20 protein-coding genes and 2 pseudogenes are annotated in these 20615 nt (G+C 70.1%); 8 read left to right on the top strand and 14 right to left on the bottom strand.

From position 1 onward, the window contains the following. Positions 1-49 precede the first annotated feature (49 nt). The 4 genes from QE392_RS09580 (at position 50) to QE392_RS09565 (ending at position 5146) form a co-directional block, all read left to right on the top strand. Positions 50-1699 (top strand): DNA repair helicase XPB, encoded by a 1650-nt coding sequence (locus QE392_RS09580; protein ID WP_307451034.1) that lies wholly within the window; start codon positions 50-52, stop codon positions 1697-1699. A gap of 69 nt (positions 1700-1768) precedes the next feature. Further along, entirely contained in the window at positions 1769-2461 is a 693-nt protein-coding gene (locus QE392_RS09575; RefSeq protein ID WP_055956651.1) for a response regulator transcription factor, read from the top strand. A 136-nt stretch (positions 2462-2597) separates the two neighbouring features. Then, a complete protein-coding gene (locus QE392_RS09570) occupies positions 2598-4268 on the top strand; it encodes a sensor histidine kinase (RefSeq protein ID WP_373426500.1) in 1671 nt (556 codons plus the stop codon). A 50-nt stretch (positions 4269-4318) separates the two neighbouring features. Further along, positions 4319-5146 carry a MerR family transcriptional regulator gene (locus tag QE392_RS09565; protein WP_307451030.1) on the top strand — a complete coding sequence of 276 codons (828 nt, stop codon included), beginning with the start codon at positions 4319-4321 and terminating at the stop codon, positions 5144-5146. An 847-nt stretch (positions 5147-5993) separates the two neighbouring features. On the opposite strand, the gene groL is transcribed toward QE392_RS09565, so the two are convergent. The 5 genes from groL to QE392_RS09540 form a co-directional block, all read right to left on the bottom strand. Beyond that, complete coding sequence (groL, locus tag QE392_RS09560; RefSeq protein ID WP_307451028.1) at positions 5994-7613, bottom strand: chaperonin GroEL; 1620 nt, start codon at positions 7611-7613, stop codon at positions 5994-5996. A gap of 181 nt (positions 7614-7794) precedes the next feature. Continuing rightward, positions 7795-7995, bottom strand: coding sequence for a cold-shock protein (locus QE392_RS09555; RefSeq protein WP_307451025.1), 201 nt, complete (start codon positions 7993-7995; stop codon positions 7795-7797). 131 nt (positions 7996-8126) lie between these two features. Further along, positions 8127-8729: a LytR C-terminal domain-containing protein gene (locus tag QE392_RS09550; protein WP_307451022.1), complete on the bottom strand. Its 603-nt coding sequence runs from the start codon at positions 8727-8729 to the stop codon at positions 8127-8129. Positions 8730-8764: 35 nt separating this feature from the next. Further along, entirely contained in the window at positions 8765-9019 is a 255-nt protein-coding gene (locus QE392_RS09545) for a DUF3263 domain-containing protein (RefSeq protein WP_307451018.1), read from the bottom strand. Positions 9020-9028: 9 nt separating this feature from the next. Beyond that, positions 9029-10018: a DUF2332 family protein gene (locus QE392_RS09540; protein WP_307451015.1), complete on the bottom strand. Its 990-nt coding sequence runs from the start codon at positions 10016-10018 to the stop codon at positions 9029-9031. Between the two features lie 73 nt (positions 10019-10091). Between QE392_RS09540 and msrB the strand changes: the two genes are divergently transcribed. Both msrB and QE392_RS09530 read left to right on the top strand, forming a co-directional pair. Next, entirely contained in the window at positions 10092-10499 is a 408-nt protein-coding gene (gene msrB, locus QE392_RS09535) for a peptide-methionine (R)-S-oxide reductase MsrB (protein ID WP_373426457.1), read from the top strand. A 14-nt stretch (positions 10500-10513) separates the two neighbouring features. Further along, the gene (locus QE392_RS09530) at positions 10514-11065 is read left to right on the top strand and encodes a nitroreductase family protein (protein ID WP_307454090.1); all 552 of its coding nucleotides are present in this window, start codon (positions 10514-10516) and stop codon (positions 11063-11065) included. Between the two features lie 135 nt (positions 11066-11200). Here the strand turns inward: QE392_RS09530 and QE392_RS09525 are convergent, their stop codons facing one another. The 5 genes and pseudogenes from QE392_RS09525 to QE392_RS09505 all read right to left on the bottom strand — a co-directional run bounded on the left by QE392_RS09525 (position 11201) and on the right by QE392_RS09505 (position 14170). Further along, complete coding sequence (locus tag QE392_RS09525) at positions 11201-11338, bottom strand: hypothetical protein (RefSeq protein WP_307451013.1); 138 nt, start codon at positions 11336-11338, stop codon at positions 11201-11203. 79 nt (positions 11339-11417) lie between these two features. After that, a pseudogene (locus QE392_RS09520) lies at positions 11418-12101 on the bottom strand (DMT family transporter); the annotation flags it as partial. 114 nt (positions 12102-12215) lie between these two features. After that, positions 12216-12584 carry a GntR family transcriptional regulator gene (locus QE392_RS09515; protein WP_307454087.1) on the bottom strand — a complete coding sequence of 123 codons (369 nt, stop codon included), beginning with the start codon at positions 12582-12584 and terminating at the stop codon, positions 12216-12218. Further along, positions 12584-13594: a hypothetical protein gene (locus QE392_RS09510; protein WP_307451011.1), complete on the bottom strand. Its 1011-nt coding sequence runs from the start codon at positions 13592-13594 to the stop codon at positions 12584-12586. The genes QE392_RS09515 and QE392_RS09510 overlap by 1 nt, the downstream gene beginning before the upstream one ends. 63 nt (positions 13595-13657) lie before the next feature. Then, complete coding sequence (locus QE392_RS09505) at positions 13658-14170, bottom strand: hypothetical protein (RefSeq protein ID WP_307451008.1); 513 nt, start codon at positions 14168-14170, stop codon at positions 13658-13660. Between the two features lie 92 nt (positions 14171-14262). Here QE392_RS09505 and QE392_RS09500 point away from each other — a divergent pair, with 92 nt between their 5' ends. Both QE392_RS09500 and QE392_RS09495 read left to right on the top strand, forming a co-directional pair. After that, entirely contained in the window at positions 14263-16152 is a 1890-nt protein-coding gene (locus QE392_RS09500; RefSeq protein WP_373426456.1) for an alpha-amylase family protein, read from the top strand. Positions 16153-16165: 13 nt separating this feature from the next. After that, positions 16166-16450: a hypothetical protein gene (locus tag QE392_RS09495; protein WP_307451006.1), complete on the top strand. Its 285-nt coding sequence runs from the start codon at positions 16166-16168 to the stop codon at positions 16448-16450. Between the two features lie 166 nt (positions 16451-16616). Here QE392_RS09495 and QE392_RS09490 read toward each other — a convergent pair whose 3' ends face one another. From QE392_RS09490 to QE392_RS17545, 4 genes and pseudogenes are all read right to left on the bottom strand, one after another. Continuing rightward, complete coding sequence (locus QE392_RS09490; RefSeq protein WP_307451003.1) at positions 16617-17612, bottom strand: glycosyltransferase; 996 nt, start codon at positions 17610-17612, stop codon at positions 16617-16619. Between the two features lie 215 nt (positions 17613-17827). Beyond that, on the bottom strand, positions 17828-19354 hold the full coding sequence (locus tag QE392_RS09485; protein ID WP_307451001.1) for a S8 family serine peptidase: 1527 nt from the start codon (positions 19352-19354) through the stop codon (positions 17828-17830). A 127-nt stretch (positions 19355-19481) separates the two neighbouring features. Then, positions 19482-19760: pseudogene (locus QE392_RS17550) on the bottom strand (protease inhibitor I9 family protein); the annotation flags it as partial. A gap of 72 nt (positions 19761-19832) precedes the next feature. Beyond that, positions 19833-20429 carry a glycosyltransferase gene (locus tag QE392_RS17545; protein WP_373426499.1) on the bottom strand — a complete coding sequence of 199 codons (597 nt, stop codon included), beginning with the start codon at positions 20427-20429 and terminating at the stop codon, positions 19833-19835. Between the last annotated feature and the right edge of the window lie 186 nt (positions 20430-20615).

Here is a 20615-nt window from a genome sequence, read left to right as displayed (position 1 = left end):
CGCGGCGTCGTCGGCCGGGCGCGGCTCGACGCCGGTAGAATCGAACGCTATGGCTGACGGTCCCCTCATCGTGCAGAGCGACCGCACCGTGCTCCTGGAGGTCGCACACCCCCAGGCGGAGACGGCGCGACACGAGCTCGCGGTCTTCGCTGAACTCGAACGCGCCCCCGAGCACATCCACACCTACCGCATCACGCGCCTGGGTCTGTGGAACGCCCGCGCGGCCGGACACGACGCCGCCGCGATGCTCGACACCCTCGACCGGTGGTCGCGTTTCCCGGTGCCCGCGTCGGTGAGCACCGACATCCGCGAGACCGTCGAACGGTACGGGCGCCTCGTGATCGAGCGCAACGACGACAAAGAGCTCGTCCTCCGCTCATCGGATGCCGCCGTGCTGAGCGAGGTGTCGCGCAACAAGCGCATCGCGCCGTTGCTGATCGGCCACCCCACCCCGGACAGCTACCTCGTCGATGCCTGGGCGCGGGGGCACATCAAGCAGGAACTGCTCAAGATCGGCTGGCCCGCGGAAGACCTCGCGGGCTACACCCCCGGCACTCCCCACCCGATCGACCTCGCCGAAGACGGCTGGAGCCTGCGGCCCTACCAGCGGCAGGCGGTCGATTCGTTCTCCGAGGGCGGCTCGGGCGTCGTGGTGCTTCCCTGCGGGGCCGGCAAGACCCTCGTCGGCGCGGGAGCCATGGCCGACACCCGCACGACGACGCTGATCCTCGTCACCAACACCGTCAGCGCACGCCAGTGGCGCGACGAGCTGCTGCGGCGGACGACCCTGACGCCGGAGGAGATCGGCGAGTACTCGGGCCAGGTCAAGGAGATCAAGCCCGTCACCATCGCGACCTACCAGATCCTCACGGCCAAGCGGAAAGGCCAGTACGCCCACCTGGCGCTGCTGGACGCCCTCGATTGGGGCCTCGTGCTCTACGACGAGGTGCACCTCCTCCCGGCACCGGTCTTCAAGCTGACCGCCGACCTGCAGGCGCGTCGGCGTCTGGGGCTCACCGCGACGCTCGTGCGCGAAGACGGGCGCGAAGGCGACGTCTTCAGCCTCATCGGCCCCAAGCGCTTCGACGCGCCGTGGAAGGAGATCGAGGCGCAGGGCTTCATCTCCCCCGCTGCCTGCTACGAGGTGCGCATCGACCTCCCCGCGGGCGAACGCCTCGAATACGCGGCCGCCGCGGACGAGGACCGCTACCGTCTCGCGGCCACCGCGCCGGCCAAGATCGACGTCGCGCGCCGTCTGGTGGAGCGGCATCCCGGCGAGCGCGTTCTCGTCATCGGGCAGTACCTCGACCAGATCGACGAACTCGCCGAGGCCCTGGGGGCGCCGCAGATCACGGGATCCACGCCCATCCCCGAGCGCGAGGAGCTCTTCCAGGGGTTCCGCGACGGCAGCATCCCCCTGCTGGTGGTGTCGAAGGTCGCGAACTTCTCGGTCGACCTGCCCGAGGCCTCCGTCGCGATCCAGGTGTCGGGATCATTCGGGTCCCGCCAGGAAGAGGCTCAGCGCCTCGGACGCCTGCTGCGGCCGAAGCAGTCGAACCACACGGCCAGCTTCTACACGCTCATCGCCCGTGACACCGTCGACCAGGATTTCGCACAGAACCGCCAGCGCTTCCTCGCCGAGCAGGGGTACTCGTACACGATCCTGGATGCCGACGGGATCGACGCCGCCGCAGCCTGATCCATACCAGGGCGCGCCCATCGGGACCACATCCAGCGGATTGCTGGGTCGCTTCACGATAATGAGGTCATGACTGCACCTCGCATCCTCGTCGTCGACGACGAACCGAACATCCGCGACCTGCTCATCACGAGCCTGCGCTTCGCCGGGTTCCAGGTGCGGGCCGTGGCCAACGGCGCGCAGACGATCTCGGCCGTGCTCGAGGAGGAACCCGATCTCATCGTGCTCGATGTGATGCTGCCCGACATGAACGGCTTCAGCGTCACCAAGCGGCTCCGCGGCGCGGGATACACCGCGCCCATCCTCTTCCTCACCGCCAAGGACGAGACCGAGGACAAGATCGAGGGCCTGAACGCCGGCGGCGACGACTACGTCACCAAGCCCTTCAGCCTCGACGAGATCGTCGCCCGTATCCAGGCCATTCTGCGCCGCACGATGCAGGCCGACGAGGAGTCGATCATCCGCACGGGCGAGCTGACCATGGACCAGGACACCCACGACGTCAGTGTGGGCGACGTGTCCATCGATCTCAGCCCCACCGAGTTCAAGCTCCTGCGCTACCTGATGCTCAACCCCAATCGCGTGCTGTCGAAGGCGCAGATCCTCGACCACGTCTGGGAGTACGACTTCAACGGCGACGCGGGGATCGTCGAGAGCTACATCTCCTACCTCCGCCGCAAGATCGACCCGCACTCCTCCGAGCCGCTGATCCAGACCAAGCGCGGCTTCGGCTACATGCTGAAGTCGGGCAAGACCGCCTGAGCGAAAGGCATCCCCCCTGTCGCATCCCGACGATGCCCTCACGCGCTGGTGGCGCGGCCTGAGTCTTCGCACCAAGGTCACCGGCGTCACCGTCGTGCTCTTGGCGATCGGGCTGTTCACGGCGGGCGTGGGCACGATGGTCTTCCTGCGCACGACGCTGGTGAACAACCTCGACGAGCAGCTCGCGCAGCAGGCCGCCGGTAACATCGCCGACAGCGTCTTCACGATGACACCGGTCGACGGGAACATCCAGTTCACCCCGATCGACAATGCGCCGCAGATCGGGTCGATGGTCGTCGTCTACGGGCAGGACGGGCAACGGGAGGCGTTCTACAACGGCACGCCGTCGAAGGCGCTGCCCGAACTGCCCTCGACGTTCACCCTCGAGCAGATGTACGGGCAGATCGACCGGCGCATCGAGCTGACCGACGGCGAATCCGGCCAGCACTTCCTCGCCCGCGTCGGGGTGCTCCAGGTCAACGGGAGCCCGGGCGTCTACACGCAGATGGTGATCCAACCGCTGGCGCCGACGGACCGGATCGTCGCCGCGTACATCGGCATCTACGCCTTCGTCGCCCTGCTCATCCTGATCGCGACCGCCCTGTTGACCCGGTGGCTGGTGACCCTGGCCTTCCGCAACCTCCGTCAGGTGGAGACGACGGCGATGGACATCGCCGCCGGCGATTTCAGCCAGCGTCTCACGGACATCGTCCCCGACACCGAGGTGGGCCGGCTCAAGACCGCGATCAACGCGATGCTCGCGCGCATCGACGGCGCCCTGGTGCAGCGGGATGCCACGCTCCGGCAGATGCGCCGATTCATCGGCGACGCCAGCCACGAGCTGCGCACCCCCCTCGTCACGATGCGCGGCTACGCCGAGCTCTACCGGATGGGGGCGATCCGCTCCGACGAGGACGTCGCGCAGTCGATGGAGCGCATCGAGAAGGAGGCGATCCGCATGGGAGCGCTCGTGGAAGACCTCCTCGCCCTCGCCCGACTCGACGAGCGGCGCGACGTCACCATCACCGCTCTCGATCTGCGGCCGATCGCCCGGGACGCAGCCCTCGACCTGCGCGTCACGTCGCCGCAGCGCGAGGTCACGGTGGACGACACGACGTCGCGCCATGAGATCGTCCTGCCCACCATGAGCCTCGATCCGCTCCTGGACGCCGGCGACGACGCGGCCACCGCCGCCCACCGACGCCGCGCGGCGCCGACCACCTCCGCCATGGCCATCGCGGGGGCGACCCTGTCGCGTCTGCGACGCAGGCCGAAGGATGCCACCGAGACGTCGTCTTCGCCCGCCGACGCCGCGTCCTCCAGCCCCGCGCAGCCTCCGGCCGCGGTCGTGCGGACCCCGCCGGTGGCTCCCATCGTTCTCGGCGACGAGAACAAGGTGCGTCAGGTGGTGGCCAACCTCCTCGGCAACGCCCGTCGGTTCACCGCCGACGACTCCCCGATCGGGCTGCGGGTGGGCGTCGACACCAGGAACGACATGGGCTGGATCGAGATCATCGACCATGGCGAGGGCGTGCCCGAACAGATCCGCGACCAGATCTTCCAGCGCTTCTGGCGGGCCGACACGTCGCGCACCCGCGAGACCGGGGGGTCGGGCCTCGGCCTGTCGATCGTGGCATCCATCGTCGATCTGCTGCACGGAACCGTCGAGGTGCGCGATACACCCGGCGGCGGCGCCACCTTCCGCGTGTCGCTCCCCCTCGCCGACCGCCGGGACGCGCAGGAACACGCGCTCATCGAGACCCAGCCGCTCGAGCGCCTGCCCGCCGACCTCGGGCCGTCGACCTGACGCTCGCGTCGAGTTGACTCTCACACGATGTGAGCCGTCACGATGAGGACATGGCCGAGACCTCGCAGCTGATGACCATCGGACGGTTCAGTTCGCTGACCCGACTGTCGGTGCGGATGCTCCGTCACTACGACACGCACGGCGTCCTCGTTCCCGCTGACATCGACCCCTGGACCGGATACCGGCGATATGCCCCGCACCAGCTGGCCGATGCAGCCGCCGTCCGCGATCTGCGCGACGTCGGCTTCGGCGTCTCCGCCATCGGCGCCCTCCTCGCGGCACGCGGCACACCGGCCTGGACGCGCGCGCTGCACCTGCAGCGGGCGGAGCTCCAGGAGGAGGTCCGCGTCGCCGAGGCGAGAGTGTCGCTCATCGCCCGCTTACTCGACCACGGAGACCCGACCATGTCCATCACACTCACCCGCACCACCGTTCCCGCGCTGACCGCCGTCGCTTTGCGCGGCACCGTCGGCTCCTACGCCGACGAAGGGCAGCTGTGGGGCCGGCTCATGCCGCTGCTCGCGGAGCGCTCGATCACCCCGATCGGGCCCTGCGGCGTCATCGAGCACGACGACCAATTCGTCGAGCACGACGTCGATCTGTCGATCTTCCTCCCGGTCGTCGCCGGAACGACGGTGAACGCCCCGCTGGAGATCATCGACCTCCCCGCGCGGGACTGCCTCATCGCACGTGTTCTCGGCCCGTACGACCAGATCAGCCGCGCGCACGACCTGATCAACGCGCGGCTGGTCGAGGACGGCCTGAACCCGCGCTCGGACGGAACCCTCGCCGCGCACGCCTTCAATGTCTACCTGACGACTCCCGACCGCGTCTCGGCGGCGGACCTCGTCACCGACGTCTGCCTGCCTCTCGCCTGACCGAGCCCCGCGCCTTCCTCCCCGCGCCCCGCTCCCTCCTCCCCGCGCCCCGCTCCCCTCGCCCCGCTCCCCTCGTGACTTGCGCCATATGCACGCCGAGGCGGCCGCCGCGCGAGCATATGGCGAAAGTCACCGCGCCTGACCGAGCCCCGCACCCCGCTCCCTACTCCCCTCGTGACTTGCGCCACATGCACGCCGAGGCGGCCGCCGCGCGAGCACATGGCGAAAGTCACCGCGCCTGACCGAACCCCGCGCCCCGCTCCCCGAGCCCCGCGCCCCGCTCGCCTCGTGACTTGCGCCACATGCACGCCGCAGCGGCCGCCGCGCGAGCATATGGCGAAAGTCACCGCGCCTGACCGAGCCCCGCACCCCGCTCCCTCCTCCCCGCGTGACTTGCGCCAAATGCACGCCGCAGCGGCCGCCGCGCGAGCATATGGCGAAAGTCACCGCGCCTGACCGAGCCCCGCACCCCGCTCCCTACTCCCCTCGTGACTTGCGCCACATGCACGCCGCAGCGGCCGCCGCGCGAGCACATGGCGAAAGTCACCGCGCCTGACCGAACCCCGCGCCCCGCTCCCCGAGCCCCGCGCCCCGCTCGCCTCGTGACTTGCGCCACATGCACGCCGCAGCGGCCGCCGCGCGAGCATATGGCGAAAGTCACCGCGCCTGACCGAGCCCCGCACCCCGGCTCCCTACTCCCCGCGTGACTTGCGCCACATGCACGCCGCAGCGGCCGACGCGCGAGCATAAGGCGAAAGTCACCGCGCAGGCACGCGGCGGCGAGGTCGCGCGCATGCAGAACGCCCCCTCCCGAGGGAGGGGGCGTTCTGCATGCGTCAGGCGTGGATCAGAAGTCCATGCCGCCCGTCGGGTCGCCCGCGGGAGCGGCGGCCTTCTCGGGCTTGTCGGCGACGACGGCCTCGGTGGTGAGGAAGAGACCGGCGATCGACGCGGCGTTCTGCAGCGCGGAGCGCGTCACCTTGGCGGGGTCGATGATGCCCTGGGCGAAGAGGTCACCGTACTCGCCGGTCGCGGCGTTGAGGCCGTGGCCGACGGGGAGCTCGGAGACCTTGTTGGCCACGACACCGGGCTCGAGACCCGCGTTGAGCGCGATCTGCTTGAGCGGAGCCTCGATGGCGACGCGGACGATGTTCGCACCCGTCGCCTCGTCACCAACGAGCTCGAGGTTGCCCAGAGCGGACTTGCCGGCCTGGATCAGCGCGACGCCACCACCGGCGACGACACCCTCTTCCACTGCCGCCTTGGCGTTGCGCACGGCGTCTTCGATGCGGTGCTTGCGCTCCTTGAGCTCGACCTCGGTGGCCGCGCCCGCCTTGATGACGGCGACGCCACCGGCGAGCTTCGCAAGGCGCTCCTGGAGCTTCTCGCGGTCGTAGTCGCTGTCGGTGTTCTCGATCTCGCGGCGGATCTGGGTCACGCGACCCTCGATCAGCTCCGACTCACCGGCACCCTCGACGATCGTGGTCTCGTCCTTGGTGATGATGACCTTGCGCGCACGGCCGAGCAGGTCGACGGTCGCGTTCTCGAGCTTGAGGCCCACCTCTTCGGTGATGACCTGGCCGCCGGTGAGGATCGCGATGTCCTGCAGCTGCGCCTTGCGCCGGTCGCCGAAGCCGGGAGCCTTGACGGCGACCGACTTGAAGATGCCGCGGATCTTGTTCAGAACCAGGGTCGCGAGCGCTTCGCCCTCGACATCCTCGGCGATGATGAGGAGCTCCTTGCCCTCCTGGATCACCTTGTCGACGATGGGCAGAAGGTCCTTGATGTTGGAGATCTTCTGGTTCGCGATCAGGATGTAGGGGTCTTCAAAGACCGCTTCCTGACGCTCCGGGTCGGTGACGAAGTAGGGGTTGATGTAGCCCTTGTCGAAGCGCATGCCCTCGGTGAGCTCGAGCTCGGTGCCGAAGGTGTTGCTCTCCTCGACGGTGACGACGCCTTCCTTGCCCACCTTGTCGATGGCCTCGGCGATGAGCTCGCCGATCGCGGGGTCAGCGGCGGAGATCGACGCGGTGGCGGCGATCTGCTCCTTGGACTCGACCTCCTTGGCCGAGGCGAGAAGCTCGTCGGTGACGGCCTTGACGGCCTTCTCGATGCCCTTCTTCAGGCTGATGGGGTCGGCGCCGGCGGCGACGTTGCGAAGGCCCTCGCGCACGAGCGCCTGGGCGAGAACGGTGGCGGTGGTGGTGCCGTCGCCCGCGACGTCGTCGGTCTTCTTGGCGACCTCCTTGACCAGCTCGGCGCCGATCTTCTCGTACGGGTCGTCGAGCTCGATCTCCTTGGCGATCGACACGCCGTCGTTCGTGATCGTGGGGGCGCCCCACTTCTTCTCCAGCACGACGTTGCGACCGCGGGGGCCCAGGGTCACCTTGACGGCGTCGGCCAGCGTGTTGAGGCCACGCTCGAGGCCGCGGCGGGCCTCTTCGTCGAAAGCGATGATCTTTGCCATAAGTTTGTCGTCCCTCCCGGACGGGTGACTTCCAGATTTTGGCACTCGACGAAAGCGAGTGCTAACTCATTCTGGCACTCGCCCCTAGGGAGTGCAAGCCATGTGGACTCGGGAGAACGACGAACGCCGTGGCATCCGGATGACGGATGCCACGGCGTTCGGTGGCGTGCGGTTCAGCGGTTCACGCGAGGCGAACGGACTCCGCCTGGGGGCCCTTCTGACCGCTGCCGACGGTGAACTCGACCGTCTGCCCCTCCTCGAGGACGCGGAAGCCCGGCATCTCGATGCTGGAGTAGTGGACGAAGACGTCCTGACCGTCAGCCACGGTGATGAAGCCGAAGCCCTTCTCGGCGTTGAACCATTTGACAGTGCCCTGCGTCATGCGAATCTCCTGTTGCTGAATGACGAGGTCATCGTAACCACGGAGGATGCCGCCCAAAGAGGGTTCCCGAGCATTGTTGACGCGCGCGGAGTCAAGTTGTTACGCCGCGGAAACACGCGGTCCGCGCGGGGTCAGGAGGCGGGCGATTCGGAGGCCTGACCGGCCGCTCGGTCGACGCCGATCACCACGACCAGGCGCTTCACGGCGCTCTCGTCATCGGGGGTGTTCGGGTCGTCGGAAGGCTGCAGGAAGTCGCTCTGCCCCACCGCGGCGCCACCGATCGTCTCGGCGAGCCCCTCGGCGGCCGCCTCATCGGCGTCGCGGAGGTAGAACACCGTGGTCTGGGCGAAGTCGGTGCTGTCGGAGTCGCCCGTCTCGACCGCGTCACCGGACCAGCCGGCTTGGATCAGGCGGTCGCGCAGGGTGCCCGCGAGCCCCTCGTCGCCGGTGCCGTTGAGGACGACCACCGAGTACGAGGTGTCGACGACGGCCGGGGTCGTCGCCTCCGCCGTCGGGGTGGGGGCCGGCACGGGATCCGCGCCGGAGGAGATGCGCCCCGACACGACCAGGGTGCCGAAGATGCCGACGATGATCAGGACGAGCGTGGCGATGGCCGCCCAGAGGAAGACGATCCAGCCGCGCAGTCGTGGGTTCTCGGCTCGGTGGGCACCCACACGGCCGGACGGATCGGGCAGGTCGTCGAAGCGATCCCGAGGGAAGGTCGATCTGGCCATTGAACGATGCTACCGGTGAGACCTTCGGCGCCCCGTCAGCGCGACGACACGCGACCCAGGCGGGAACGGTGCCGGTCCGCGGCGTCATCGCGGCGACGACGCAGTCGCCGCACGAGCATGGGGTCGTGGGCGAGGGCCTCGGGGGTGTCGATGAGTCGACCGAGCACCTGGTAGTACCGGGCGGGCGTCACGCCGAACTCGGCACGGATCGCCTCCTCTTTCGCACCCGCATGCCGTCGCCATTCACCCTCGAAAGCGAGGTAGGCGAGTTCGCGGTCGGAAAGGGTCACGCAGCCACGCTAACCGCGCTCCGCCGGAGATCCCGGATGCCACGCCACCCAGGCCCCGAGCGGATCGACCTCCGCGACGACCTCGCCGTCGACGGCGAGCGAGAATCCGCCGCGCACGGATGCGACGGGGCGCGTCCAGCCGTCGTGGAGCGACGGCGCGTCGAGGGTGACCCATCGCCCCGCCGCTCGTGCCGCGTCGATCACGGCGGCGCGGTGCGGGGCGGGGACGTGCGCGAGGACGCCGGGGGTCGTGACGACCAGGGTCGCGCCGGCCGGCGCCTGCGCGGCGAGGGCCGGCAACGCGTCGGCGCCGTCGCCGGACACGAGCAGCGGCGGGTCGCCGGCGGCGACGTCGATCGCCCTCGCGATGCGCTCACGCCGCTCCTCCTCGCCCGGCCAGACCAGGTTCATCAGCCACGACCGGTCCTCGGCGCGGTCGACGTCGAGCGGGTTCAGGTCGATGCCGGCGCGCCACACGACCTCCGGCATCCGCAATTCCGGTGCGCCCTCGAGTTCGCACCGAAGCACGACGGGACTGACGCCCGCGACGGGATCGAGGGCGACGGTCCCGCCGCCGCGCCGGTACCGGTAGGAGTATCGATCGGGATACAGGCACAGCCCCGCGCTGGCGCCCACCTCGAGCAGGGCGATGGGCCCGTCGATCAGCGCGAGCGCCGGCAGCAGGGCCGCGCACCGCAGCGGCTCGTTCGTCTGCACGCTCCGCCGGGCGCATTCGGCGGCGATCTCGCGGGCGTGCGCGACGACCCACGACGCCCAGGCGTCGACATCGTCCATCGGGGCGCCGAGGAGCCGCAGGACGGCGAACACGAGCGGGGGTTGACGACGCGTCGGCCCCACCTCGGCGAGCGCCGTCGCCACCGCCGGATCATCGACCACCCGGTGCGCCCACGCCTCGTAGGTCGCCGACCGACCGGGCGCCTCCTCACGGGCGAAGCGCCCGAATCTGGCGATGACGGCGGTCACGGCATCCTGATCCATCCCGCAGATTATGCCGGGCCGACCTGACCGCTCGCGGGCACGACAGAATGGATGCCGGAGAAGGGAAGATCCAATGACTTATGCCGTCGACAAGTCCGACGACCAGTGGCGCGCAGAACTGTCGCCCGAACAGTACGCGGTGCTCCGTCAGGCCGGGACCGAGCGCGCCTGGACCGGTGAGCTGCTCGACGAGAGCCGCGCCGGTCTGTACACCTGTGCCGCGTGCGGAGCGGAGCTGTTCCAGAGCGGAACCAAGTTCGACTCGCACTGCGGGTGGCCGAGCTTCTACGAGTCGGTGCGTCCCGAAGCCGTCGAGCTGATCGATGACAACAGCCACGGCATGCAGCGCACCGAGGTGCGGTGCGCGAACTGCGGATCGCACCTCGGCCATGTCTTCCCCGACGGCTTCGGCACGCCCACCGGCGACCGTTACTGCATGAACTCGCTGTCGCTGAGCTTCACCCCGGAAGAGAAGGCGTGAGCGCTCTCGAGGCGATGCGCGACCGCCGGTCGTGGTCGAAGGTCACCGACCTCGCCCCCACCGGTCCCGAGCTGGAGGCGTTCGTCGCCGCGGCCGGTCGCGTCGCCGACCACAAGACGCTGCGCCCGTGGCGCATCATCGAGATCCGCGGGAGCGACCGCGATCTTCTCGCGCGTGCGCTGAACAAGGCCGACGGCAAGAAGGGGTATTCGTCGAAGCCCCGCCGCGCGCCGCTGATCATCGCCCTCGTGGCCGACGTCTCGTCCAAGAAGATCCCCGCCTGGGAGCAGGAGGCCACGGCATCCGGAGTCGCCCACATGCTGAGCCTCGTGCTCGACGAGGCGGGCTTCGGCGTGTTCTGGCGCACCGACGACAACACGCGCAGCAAGGCGCTCGCCAAGGCCCACGGCCTGAAGAAGGGCGAGGTGCTGCTCGGATGGCTCTACGTCGGCGGCAAGCCGCCGCGTACGCGCCCCGTGCGACGCAAGACAGTGGATGCCGCGAAGCACATCTCGCGCATGCCCGGAGGGAAGAAGCGGCGCGCGGTCGACCACGCACGCGGGTAATCGCGCGCGAGTGCTGACGCCGCCCGGGGGTTCCTCCGGGCGGCGTCGTCGTTGGTGCCGGTGACCGCCCCGGGCATCGCGGAGCACCACCCGCCCGGGACACAGCGACGGCGCACGACCCGCCGCGCGCCGGAGTCAGTCGCGTCTGCGCCGCCACGGCACCGCAGCGACGACGACGCCGGCGATGGCGACCGCGGCCGCCAGCACGGCCACCGGGGTGGAGGGAGCCGCCGGCGCGGGCCAGAACGCGTCGAGCACCACGGAGGTGCTCAACAGGCCCACCACCGACCCGAGTCACCAGCAGCAGCACGCCGGTGTGACGGACCACCACCGACGACAAGAAGATGTAGATCACGCCGACCGCGCCCCCGGCGTAGAGCCAGGGTTCGCTCGGCACGGCACGCGGCGCCCCGACGGCGGCGACGTGCACGACGGCGGCGATCAGGAGCACGATCGTGCCGCCGATGAAGTTGACCAGCGTCGCCGTCAACGGACTCTCGACCCGTACGCGTAGGCGGCCGTTCGTGCCCTGCTGCCAGGCGACCCCGGCGCCCGCGACGGCGGGGACGACCAACATCCACAGCGGCACGCCCCCCAGCGCGTCGCCCGACAGGCAGACGACGACTCCCGCGACGGCCAGTGCCGCGCCGATGAGCCGGCGCATCGTGACGGGAACGACGCCGGCGGGTCCGTACCCCACGCGGTCGAGCACGAGCCCCCCGGTGGTCTGCCCGGCCACGAAGCCGACCGTGAACAGCGCGACACCGATCGTCGCCACCGTCAGCCCCTGGCTCGCCACGGTGAACGCGCCCACGAGACCGCCCAGCAGCATCCACACGGGAACGGTGCGTGACCGGATGCCGTCGACCAGGCGCCCGAACCCGCGACGCCCCTCGGGCAGCAGGACCGACAGCGCGACCAGGATCACCAGACCTGAGCCGAACGACACCGCCGCCGCCACGAATCCGTCGCCGAGTTCCGCTCCGAGCGAGCCGTTGATTCTCGCCTGCAGCGCCGTGAGCGCGCCGATGAGCACTGCTCCCCCGACGGCCACGCCGATCGCACCGCGCTCCGACACCGCTCTCCCCCTCGTGCCCGGCGATCGGGCCACCGTCGATCGTACGACGCGGGCCGCGGTCGTCGTTCGCGATCAGGTCGATCGGGCGTCGTCCGCCATCAGACGGAGGACATCGGTGAGGGTCTCGGTCGTCACCCCCTCGCTGACGGCCACGTCGACGAGCTCGCGAAGGCGCCGCGTGAGGTCGGCCGACAGTGCGGAGACGCCCGCCGCGACCCGCGTTCCCGACCCCACCCGGCTGACGATGAGCCCCTCGCTCTCCAGAGCACGGTAAGCCTTCTGCACGGTACCGGGAGCCACACCGAAGTCGGCGGCCGCCTGCCGCACCGTCGGCAGCTTCTCCCCCGCTCCGAGTCGGCCCGATGCGATCAGACCGCGGAGGAACCCGTGCAGGTCGGTGGGAGATCCGGCCTCTCGGGGTCTCGACGAGACGGCATCCATCACGTCGCCGCCTCTACCAGCCGGGCAGGGAATCGGTGTCGGGCGCTCACGATTGCGGCGGCGCGGAGCACGAGCAGTGTCAGCAGCACGCACCCCGCGATCTCGAGGATCGGCGCGGCAAGTCCTCCCGCCATGATCAGGTCGGCGTGCGGGAGCGCGACGTCGACCGTCTCTTCGCGCCCCGACTCCATCACGACGGTCATGCTGGTCGTGGCTGCGGAGCGCGCCATGTGCAGCATCCCGCCGAGCACGACCAGAACGGTCGCGACCCCCAATGCCACGATGTCGCGGGCGACGTCGGAACGGCCTGAACGCTCGAGGTCGAGCCGCGCTCCATCGGAGTACGGCCGCAGGGCGTTTCGATGCAGGGCGAGCACGACGCCGGCGCCCAGTGCGACCACGCCTGCCAGCATCGGGATGCCGTAGGCCCAACCGGGAAAGACCATCACGATCGGCGGCGCCGCGACGTTCGGCACTTCCCAGGCGATGTGGGCGGACAGCCCGGGATCCAATGCCGTCGACATCCGGCCGAAGACGACGACGATTCCCCCGGTGACGGCTACAGCCGCGGCCAGCACCCGGATGCCCCGGTGCGGCCCGAACGTCGTCCACGTACGCCTGGTCGCCGACGCGGCGTCCAGGGTACGACGGGGTTGCGCCGTTCGGCGCGTCACGACCCATACGGCCAATCCCGCCGCGGCCACCGTTGGGGCCAGGGCGAACCGCCACCACGACACGGTGGCGGACATGTCGAAGGCGTAGCCGCGCAGCGCAATGTCGCCGATCCACACCGCCGCGACGACGAGGGAGATCGCGCCGAGAGCGACGCGGTCCGCCTGAGAGGCGGAGTCCGCGCTCCGCCTACCGCGGCGCACCCGTGTCAGAAGGAGGGCGATCACCGCGCCGAGCGCGATGCAGATCAGCGTCGACGACAGCAGGCCCCAGATGACCTCGGACGGAGACGACTGCAGCATCCGGGTCCACGCGTTCCGGAGATATTCGGGGCTCATGGCGACCACCTTTCGTATCACCTTTCTAGCACATTTTGTACCACATGCGTGACACGCTTTTCGTCAGACGACGACAGAGGCCCTCCGCGCGCGTCGGCCGCGGATCACCCCGCCCGTGAAGATCGCGAGGAGCGCGAGCATCGCGAGCAGGCTCACCGCGCCGAGGGCGGCGCCGCCGTAGGCGCCGTCGCCGCCACTGATGCCGTAGGTGTCGGCGAGGCCCATACCCGGGCCGAACGACGCGACGAAGTACCCAGCGATCCCGAGGAGGAGCAGAGCGAGGTAGGCGGAGACGACGGCCCAGACGTCGGCGTCGGTCAGGGCGAACACCAGCAGGAAGACGAGACCGAGCACGGGGCCTGCGGCGATGACCGCGACGACGAACGCGTTGGGCGGGCCCTGGTTCGCCTCCCCCACTTCGCGCCACACCTCGGCCGCGGTCAGGCCGGGCACCGCCGCCTCCGGGTTCCACACGAGGATCTGCAAGAGCGCGACGACGGCGTACATCATGACGACCACGAGGCCGGCCGTAGCGGTGATGACACGGGTACGGCGGTGAACGGAGCCTGGCTTCATCGCCCCATCATCGCCGATGCGCGGTCACCGAACCCGGCACGCGGGCACGTCGATGTCGCCCTCACCCGCTCGGATACGTCAGGCTGTCACCCGTGACCCAGCTCAACCCCGGCCCCCACGATGTCTCGCGCATCCTCGGTGATCTGAACAGCGCCGGCGCCGACCGTGAATTCCTCGCGCACGCCGAACTGCACCTGCCCCGCCTGCACGAGCTGTTCGTGCGCCTCTACGGCGAGCGCTCGGACGGCCTGGAGCGACTGGCATCGGTCGTCGAGCTCGCCGGGCGCTCCTGGACCGAACGCCCGCGCGCGCTGAAGTCACTCGATCGTGAGCGCCAGAGCTCCCCCGACTGGTTCGAGAGCGAGCACATGCTCGGCGGCGTCTGCTACGTCGATCGCTATGCGGGCGGACTCAGCGGCATCCGGGACGCCATCCCCTACTTCCGCGAACTGGGGCTGACCTATCTGCACCTCATGCCGCTGTTCGAGAGCCCCGAGGGCAACAGCGACGGCGGCTACGCGGTGTCGAGCTACCGCCGGGTGAACCCCGCACTCGGCACGATGGAGGAGCTGGCCGCGCTCGCCGCCGACCTCCGCCGCGCGGGGATCTCGCTCGTGGTCGACTTCATCTTCAACCACACCAGCAACGAGCACGAGTGGGCGCAGAAGGCCGTGGCCGGCGAACCCGGGTTCGAGGACTTCTACCTCATCTACCCCGACCGCGAGATGCCCGACGCCTACGAGCGGACCACGCGCGAGATCTTCCCCGACGACCACCCCGGCTCGTTCGTCCAGCTCGACGACGGCCGCTGGGTCTGGGCGACGTTCTACCACTTCCAGTGGGACCTCAACTACGCCAATCCCGCGGTCTTCGAGGCGATGGCGGGCGAGATGCTGTTCCTGGCGAACCAGGGCGTCGAGATCCTGCGGATGGATGCCGTCGCCTTCATCTGGAAGCAGCTGGGCACGACGTGCGAGTCGCTGCCCGAGGCGCACCTGCTCCTGCAGGCGTTCAACGCCGTGCTGCGCATGGCCGCCCCGGGGCTGCTGTTCAAGTCGGAGGCGATCGTGCACCCCGACGAGGTGATCTCGTACATCTCGCCCGACGAGTGCCAGATCTCCTACAACCCGCTGCAGATGGCCCTGACGTGGGAGGCCCTCGCCACCCGCGATGGCCGCCTGCTGCAGCAGGCGCTCGAGCGTCGCCACGCGCTTCCCGAGGGCGCGGCGTGGGTGAACTACGTACGCAGCCACGACGACATCGGCTGGACCTTCGCCGACGAGGATGCCGCCGAGCTCGGCATCGAGGGTTATCCGCACCGGCGGTTCCTCAACGACTTCTACGTGGGGCGCACGCAGGGCACCTTCGCGCGCGGCGTGCCGTTCCAGGAGAACCCCCGCACCGGAGACGCCCGCGTCACGGGCACCACGGCATCCCTCGCCGGCGTCGAAGCGGGTGACGCCGGCGGAGAGGACCGCGTCATCCTCGCGCACGCGCTGGCGTTGTCGACCGGCGGCATCCCGCTGCTGTACCTCGGCGACGAGGTGGCCCAGCTCAACGACTACGGCTACGCGAGCCGGCCCGAGGAGGCGGGCGACAGCCGGTGGGTTCACCGCCCGTTCCGCCCCCACCAGAACTACGCGGACCGGACGGATGCCAACACCCCGGCCGGCCGCGTGTTCGCGCGCCTGTCGCGACTTCTGGCCGTGCGTCGGTCCACGCCCGAGTTCGCGGGCAACGCCCTCGTCGCCTTCGACGCCCGGGTGGCATCAGTGGTGGCCTTCCTCCGCCCCGGGGAGAACGGCTTCGCCGTCCTCGTGCTGGCCAACGTCGCCGACTCGGCGGTCGAGATCGACGCACTCACCCTGTCGGGGCTCGCGCCGGAAGCCCTGGACATCGTCGACAGCGTCCCGGTGTGGCTCGGCACGGGCCTCACCCTCGGCGCCCATCGGATGCGCTGGCTCCGCGTCCGCCTGCGCTGAGGAGGAGACGACGATGTCGAAAGCGGACGGCGCATCCGCGCGCAGCAGCGGTCGTCACCTCGGCGCTCTTCTGGCCGGGACGGCGGCGATGGCGGCCGTCGTCCTCGCACCCGCCGGCCTCGTCGGCGATCTGGCGGTGCTGGCGGCGGGTGTCTCCGCACTGCTGTTCGCGTGGGAGGCGGCCACCCGACCGGGCCCCCTGCGGTGGGCGGCGATCAGCGGTGCGCTGCTGGCGGGACTCGTCACGGTCGCGGCGGGAGGGATCTTCCTCGTCGAACTGGCACGGGCGCTGTCGTGAGCGCGGCCGGGCCTACCCCCGACCGAATCCCGTCAGCCGATGAGGGGGGAGCATGCCGCGTGCTCCGCAGACATCCACGGCCGGATGACGCGGCCCTGACGATGCGGCCCACGCGACGCCGGCCGGACGGGCGTCCCCACCGGCGTCGCAGCGTTCGAGCGGCCGATCAGACGCGGCGAGAGGCGAGCTCGCCGTCTTCGCCGACGATACGACGGTGCGCGGCCTCGAGGAGCACCTCCGCCGTGAGCTCGTCGGCCTCCACCGCGGTTCCGATGTGCGACTCGTTCATCAGCCCGGCGATCTGCGCCTGGTGGTCGTCGACGTGCTCGCCTCTGCTGCTGCGACGCACGACGGCGACGGGATACACCCCCGCCTCGAGCAGGCCGAGGATCGTTCCCACCCCGGCGTGCGTGACCACCACGTCGGCTTCGCGGATCTCCCGGTCGAAGGCCGCGGCATCCATGTCCTGGACGACGCGACCGGGGAGGTCGTCGCGGGTCGTGAACCCGAGCTGCCACGTGGTGTCGTCACCGACGAGGCCGGTGGCCAGGAGGGAGTCGATGAGGCTGTCGAAGCGATAGCCCTGGATCGTGCCGAGGGTCACGAAGATCCTCAGCGGCCGGCCCTGCGGAGCCGGTCGATCCTCGATGGTGAAGGTCTCGAGCACACTCGGGTGAAGTCCCCACCGTCCCCCCGCCCACGAACGATGCTGGGTGCGTGTCTCGGTGAGGCGGCTGAGCGACAGCAACCGGCCGGACATCGACGGACCCAGCACGCGCGAGACGCTTTCGATGTACAGGGCGGGGATTCCCCGGCGCCGGGCCGTCGGAAGGGCGGCGAGGGCCAGAGCGGCCCCGGTGCTCACGGCGGCGTCGAACTGCTCTTCGGCCAGCGCCCGGTCGATGTGCTTCACCGCGGTGAGGGTGCCGCGCCAGTCCCGAGGCTTGATGTAGGGCACCAGCAGCGTGCGCTTGCCGCGCAGCAGGGACCGGGTCTGCTGGGAATCGAAGCTCACCCACAGCGAGTCGTCCGTCGCTCCGAGGCCCGGTGCCAGGCGCACCAACTGCGCGATGTGTCCGCCCGTCGACGCGGCCAGCAACAGCTTCCGCGGCGTACGCGCCGTCAGGTCGAGCCGATGCGGTGCCGGCTGCCGGGCGCTCACTGCGGTCCCGCCGTTCCCGCCGCACCAGGGGGGCACATGCGCCGGCTTCCCCTTCGATCCGACTGCTCGGCGAGCTTGCTCCGCACGATTGCGGATGCGTTGATGTCCAGCACGATCTACCCCCAGAGAATGATGGTCACCGGATCCACGTCCCCGGCGAACCCGACTTCCGACACATGAGCGGCGGGGCCCGAAGGTCCCCGCCGCTCACACGGTCAGTTACGCAGTGTCACCTTCACGATGGCACTCCACCCGATGTTCCCGGCGGCATCGGTGGCGCGGGCTCGGATCTGGTAAGAGCCCGACGGGTACTTCGTCGAATCCAGCGTCTGACGCCAGCGACCGTCGGCACCCTGGACGCCGTCGCCCAGCTTGGTCGTCCCGGCCCAGAAGCTCACGGCGGTGACACCGACGTTGTCGCTCGCGGTGGCGACGAGTTCTCCGGTCCCCGAGACCACGGACCCGGAGGTCGGGCTGACGATCGTCGTCGTCGGCGCGATCGTGTCCTTGGTCGGGGTCGGCGTCGGCGAGGCCGTCGGGGTCGGCGTGACGGTCGGGGTCGGCGTGACGGTCGGCGTGGGCGAGGCCGTCGGGGTCGGGGTCGGCGTGACGGTCGGCGTCGGCGAAGCGGTCGGCGTCGGCGTCGGCGTCGGCGTCGGCGTCGGCGTCGGCGAAGCGGTCGGCGTCGGCGAGACGGTCGGCGTCGGCGAGACGGTCGGCGTCGGCGAGACGGTCGGCGTCGGCGAGGCCGTCGGCGAAGCGGTCGGCGTCGGCGAAGCGGTCGGCGTCGGCGAAGCGGTCGGCGTCGGCGAGGGCGTCGGAGTCGGCGAGGCCGTCGGAGTCGGCGTCGGGCTCGTGCCGGCCGTCGTGGGTGTCACGCTCGCCAGGTAGCCGTAGTACTTGCTCGGCGACGATCCCGCGGCCGACGGGCTTCCCGACCAGGTGCGAACGTTGGCATCCGCCGCGGTCGCCTGGGCGACGATCTGACGGCTGACCTGCGCGGGCGCCATGCCGGCGCAGCTCCCCGTGGCGAAGCAGTCGAGGACGACACCGCTGACGACGGCGGTGGCCATACTCGTGCCGGACTGGATGTAGCCGAAGCGGTCGCCCTTGAGGGTCGTGTACGGGCACGTGCCGGGAGCCGCGACCGTGTGCGCCTTGTCGGCAGCGGACACGGCGTAGTTGGTGTTGAGCCACGGGGAGTCATCGCGCGTACTCAAGCCGCACGTACTCGCCGCCAGCCCGCCCGGCTTGCCGTCGTAGTCGGCCATGTTCGTGGCCGTGATCACCTCGTTGTAGGCGCCCGGAAGGGTCCCTGCGAGGTCGGCGGCGCTGTTGCCGCCCGCCGCCACGATGACCACGCCTCCGTTCACCACGCGGCACACGGCCTGGTGCAGCGCGTCGCCGTTGCTGTAGCCACAGTTCTCGTCATCGGTGCCGTCGAAGCCGAGGCTCATATTGGCGACCTTGATGTTGTAGGTCTTCGCGTTGGCGGCCACCCAGTCCAGGCCGCACAGCAGCGACGACAGCGTGCCCTTGTTCTTCGAATCCATCACGCGCACCGAGTAGATGGGTGCGCCGGGGGCGACGCCGACCGTTCCGAAGTCGTTGTCGTAGGCCGCCATGTAGCCCGAGACGCCGGTGCCGTGACCGTTGCCGTCCAACTCGTCGCTGAAACCGAGGCAGTTGACCGCCTTGGCCAGGTTGTAGTCGATGTGCGGATTGACCCCGGAGTCGATCACGGCGACCGCCCGGACCCGTCCACGCCTTCTGCACCCCGTCGCCCGCACTGACGGGCGCCTTGTCCGCCTGCACCGTCTTCGGGGTGGGCGTGTCGGCCTGGGCGAAGCCCTGGATCTCGACATCGGCCGTCAGCGCGCCGACGCGACGGTCGTTCGCCAGCGCGGTCGCCTCGGCCGCGGTCAGCGTGGCGGCGAAACCGTTGAGCGCGGCCGTGTACCGTTCGTCGACATCGACGCCGTAACGCGCGGCGAGCGCCGCCGCGTCGACGCCGTCGGCCAGAGAGATGACGTAATCGCCGGCCGGACGCGTGGCAGCCGACGCCGACGTCGCAGCGCCCACCCCCGCGAGGACGATCGCGGCGACCGCCGCCACCGCGGTCGCAGGACGGAAGAACGAAAGAACCATGAAGCCCCTACCCCAAAAGAAATGGCGGAGGCATAGAATCCCGCCCGCGGCTAAGAATACGCGCAGAACGTTTCACGATCGTGACGAGACCTGAACTCTTTGATATACCTTCAGCGTCTCTTCAGCGATCGCATCCCAATCCAGGGCGGCAAGGTCGGCACGTGGCGGCCGGTCGGCCTCGCGCGCCCACGCCAATGCATCCGTCAAAGCGGCGGTGGTCAACTCGCCGTCGTACAGCCGGACCCATTCCTCCCCGACCTGCTCCTGCAATTCGCTCATGGCGCCCAGGCGGGGCACGAGCACGGGGCGGTCGGCGGAGACGGCCAGCACGGCGGAACCGGAATTCTCGATCTTCGCGTACGGCAGCACCACGAGGTCGGCGGCGGCGAGCGCCGCGACGATGTCGTCGTCGGGCAGGAAACGGGCGTCGAAAACGACCCGCTCGTCCCCGCGGGCGGCCTCGCGGATCTCGTCCTCCAGGTCGGTCGGGGACGGCTTGCCGGCGATGAGCAGAGTGGCGTCGATCCCGGCCTCGCGGAACGTGCGGATGAGGTGCGGCACGTTCTTGTACCGGCGGATCTGACCGACGCTGACGATCACCGGGGCGGTCGCCGTCCAGGCCCAGGCGCTCGCGCGCCTCGGCACGTCCGACGGAGAAGTCGTACGCATCCCGGTAGTGGCCGTGCGGAACCACTGCGGCGGGAACGGAGCCCAGCGCGGGAAATGCGGTGCGCGCGCTGTCGATGCCCTGCGCGGTCAACGAGATGATGCCGTCGACGTTCTTCAGCAGCAGTCGCTCGGCGACGGCCCGCAGCTTCGCGCTGGAGCGTTCTTCGTGCGCGGCCACGTTGTGCA

Source organism: Microbacterium proteolyticum (assembly GCF_030818075.1).
Taxonomy (GTDB): domain Bacteria; phylum Actinomycetota; class Actinomycetes; order Actinomycetales; family Microbacteriaceae; genus Microbacterium; species Microbacterium proteolyticum_A.
This window is presented reverse-complemented; position numbering and strand designations above follow the sequence as displayed.

Coding starts and splice junctions, on each gene's coding strand:
- QE392_RS09580 (WP_307451034.1), top strand. CDS start 50: ATGGCTGACGGTCCCCTCATCGTGCAGAGCGACCGCACCGTGCTCCTG.
- QE392_RS09575 (WP_055956651.1), top strand. CDS start 1,769: ATGACTGCACCTCGCATCCTCGTCGTCGACGACGAACCGAACATCCGC.
- QE392_RS09570 (WP_373426500.1), top strand. CDS start 2,598: ATGGTCTTCCTGCGCACGACGCTGGTGAACAACCTCGACGAGCAGCTC.
- QE392_RS09565 (WP_307451030.1), top strand. CDS start 4,319: ATGGCCGAGACCTCGCAGCTGATGACCATCGGACGGTTCAGTTCGCTG.
- groL (WP_307451028.1), bottom strand. CDS start 7,613: ATGGCAAAGATCATCGCTTTCGACGAAGAGGCCCGCCGCGGCCTCGAG.
- QE392_RS09555 (WP_307451025.1), bottom strand. CDS start 7,995: ATGACGCAGGGCACTGTCAAATGGTTCAACGCCGAGAAGGGCTTCGGC.
- QE392_RS09550 (WP_307451022.1), bottom strand. CDS start 8,729: ATGGCCAGATCGACCTTCCCTCGGGATCGCTTCGACGACCTGCCCGAT.
- QE392_RS09540 (WP_307451015.1), bottom strand. CDS start 10,018: ATGGATCAGGATGCCGTGACCGCCGTCATCGCCAGATTCGGGCGCTTC.
- msrB (WP_373426457.1), top strand. CDS start 10,092: ATGACTTATGCCGTCGACAAGTCCGACGACCAGTGGCGCGCAGAACTG.
- QE392_RS09530 (WP_307454090.1), top strand. CDS start 10,514: ATGCGCGACCGCCGGTCGTGGTCGAAGGTCACCGACCTCGCCCCCACC.
- QE392_RS09515 (WP_307454087.1), bottom strand. CDS start 12,584: ATGGATGCCGTCTCGTCGAGACCCCGAGAGGCCGGATCTCCCACCGAC.
- QE392_RS09510 (WP_307451011.1), bottom strand. CDS start 13,594: ATGAGCCCCGAATATCTCCGGAACGCGTGGACCCGGATGCTGCAGTCG.
- QE392_RS09505 (WP_307451008.1), bottom strand. CDS start 14,170: ATGAAGCCAGGCTCCGTTCACCGCCGTACCCGTGTCATCACCGCTACG.
- QE392_RS09495 (WP_307451006.1), top strand. CDS start 16,166: ATGTCGAAAGCGGACGGCGCATCCGCGCGCAGCAGCGGTCGTCACCTC.
- QE392_RS17545 (WP_373426499.1), bottom strand. CDS start 20,429: ATGCGTACGACTTCTCCGTCGGACGTGCCGAGGCGCGCGAGCGCCTGG.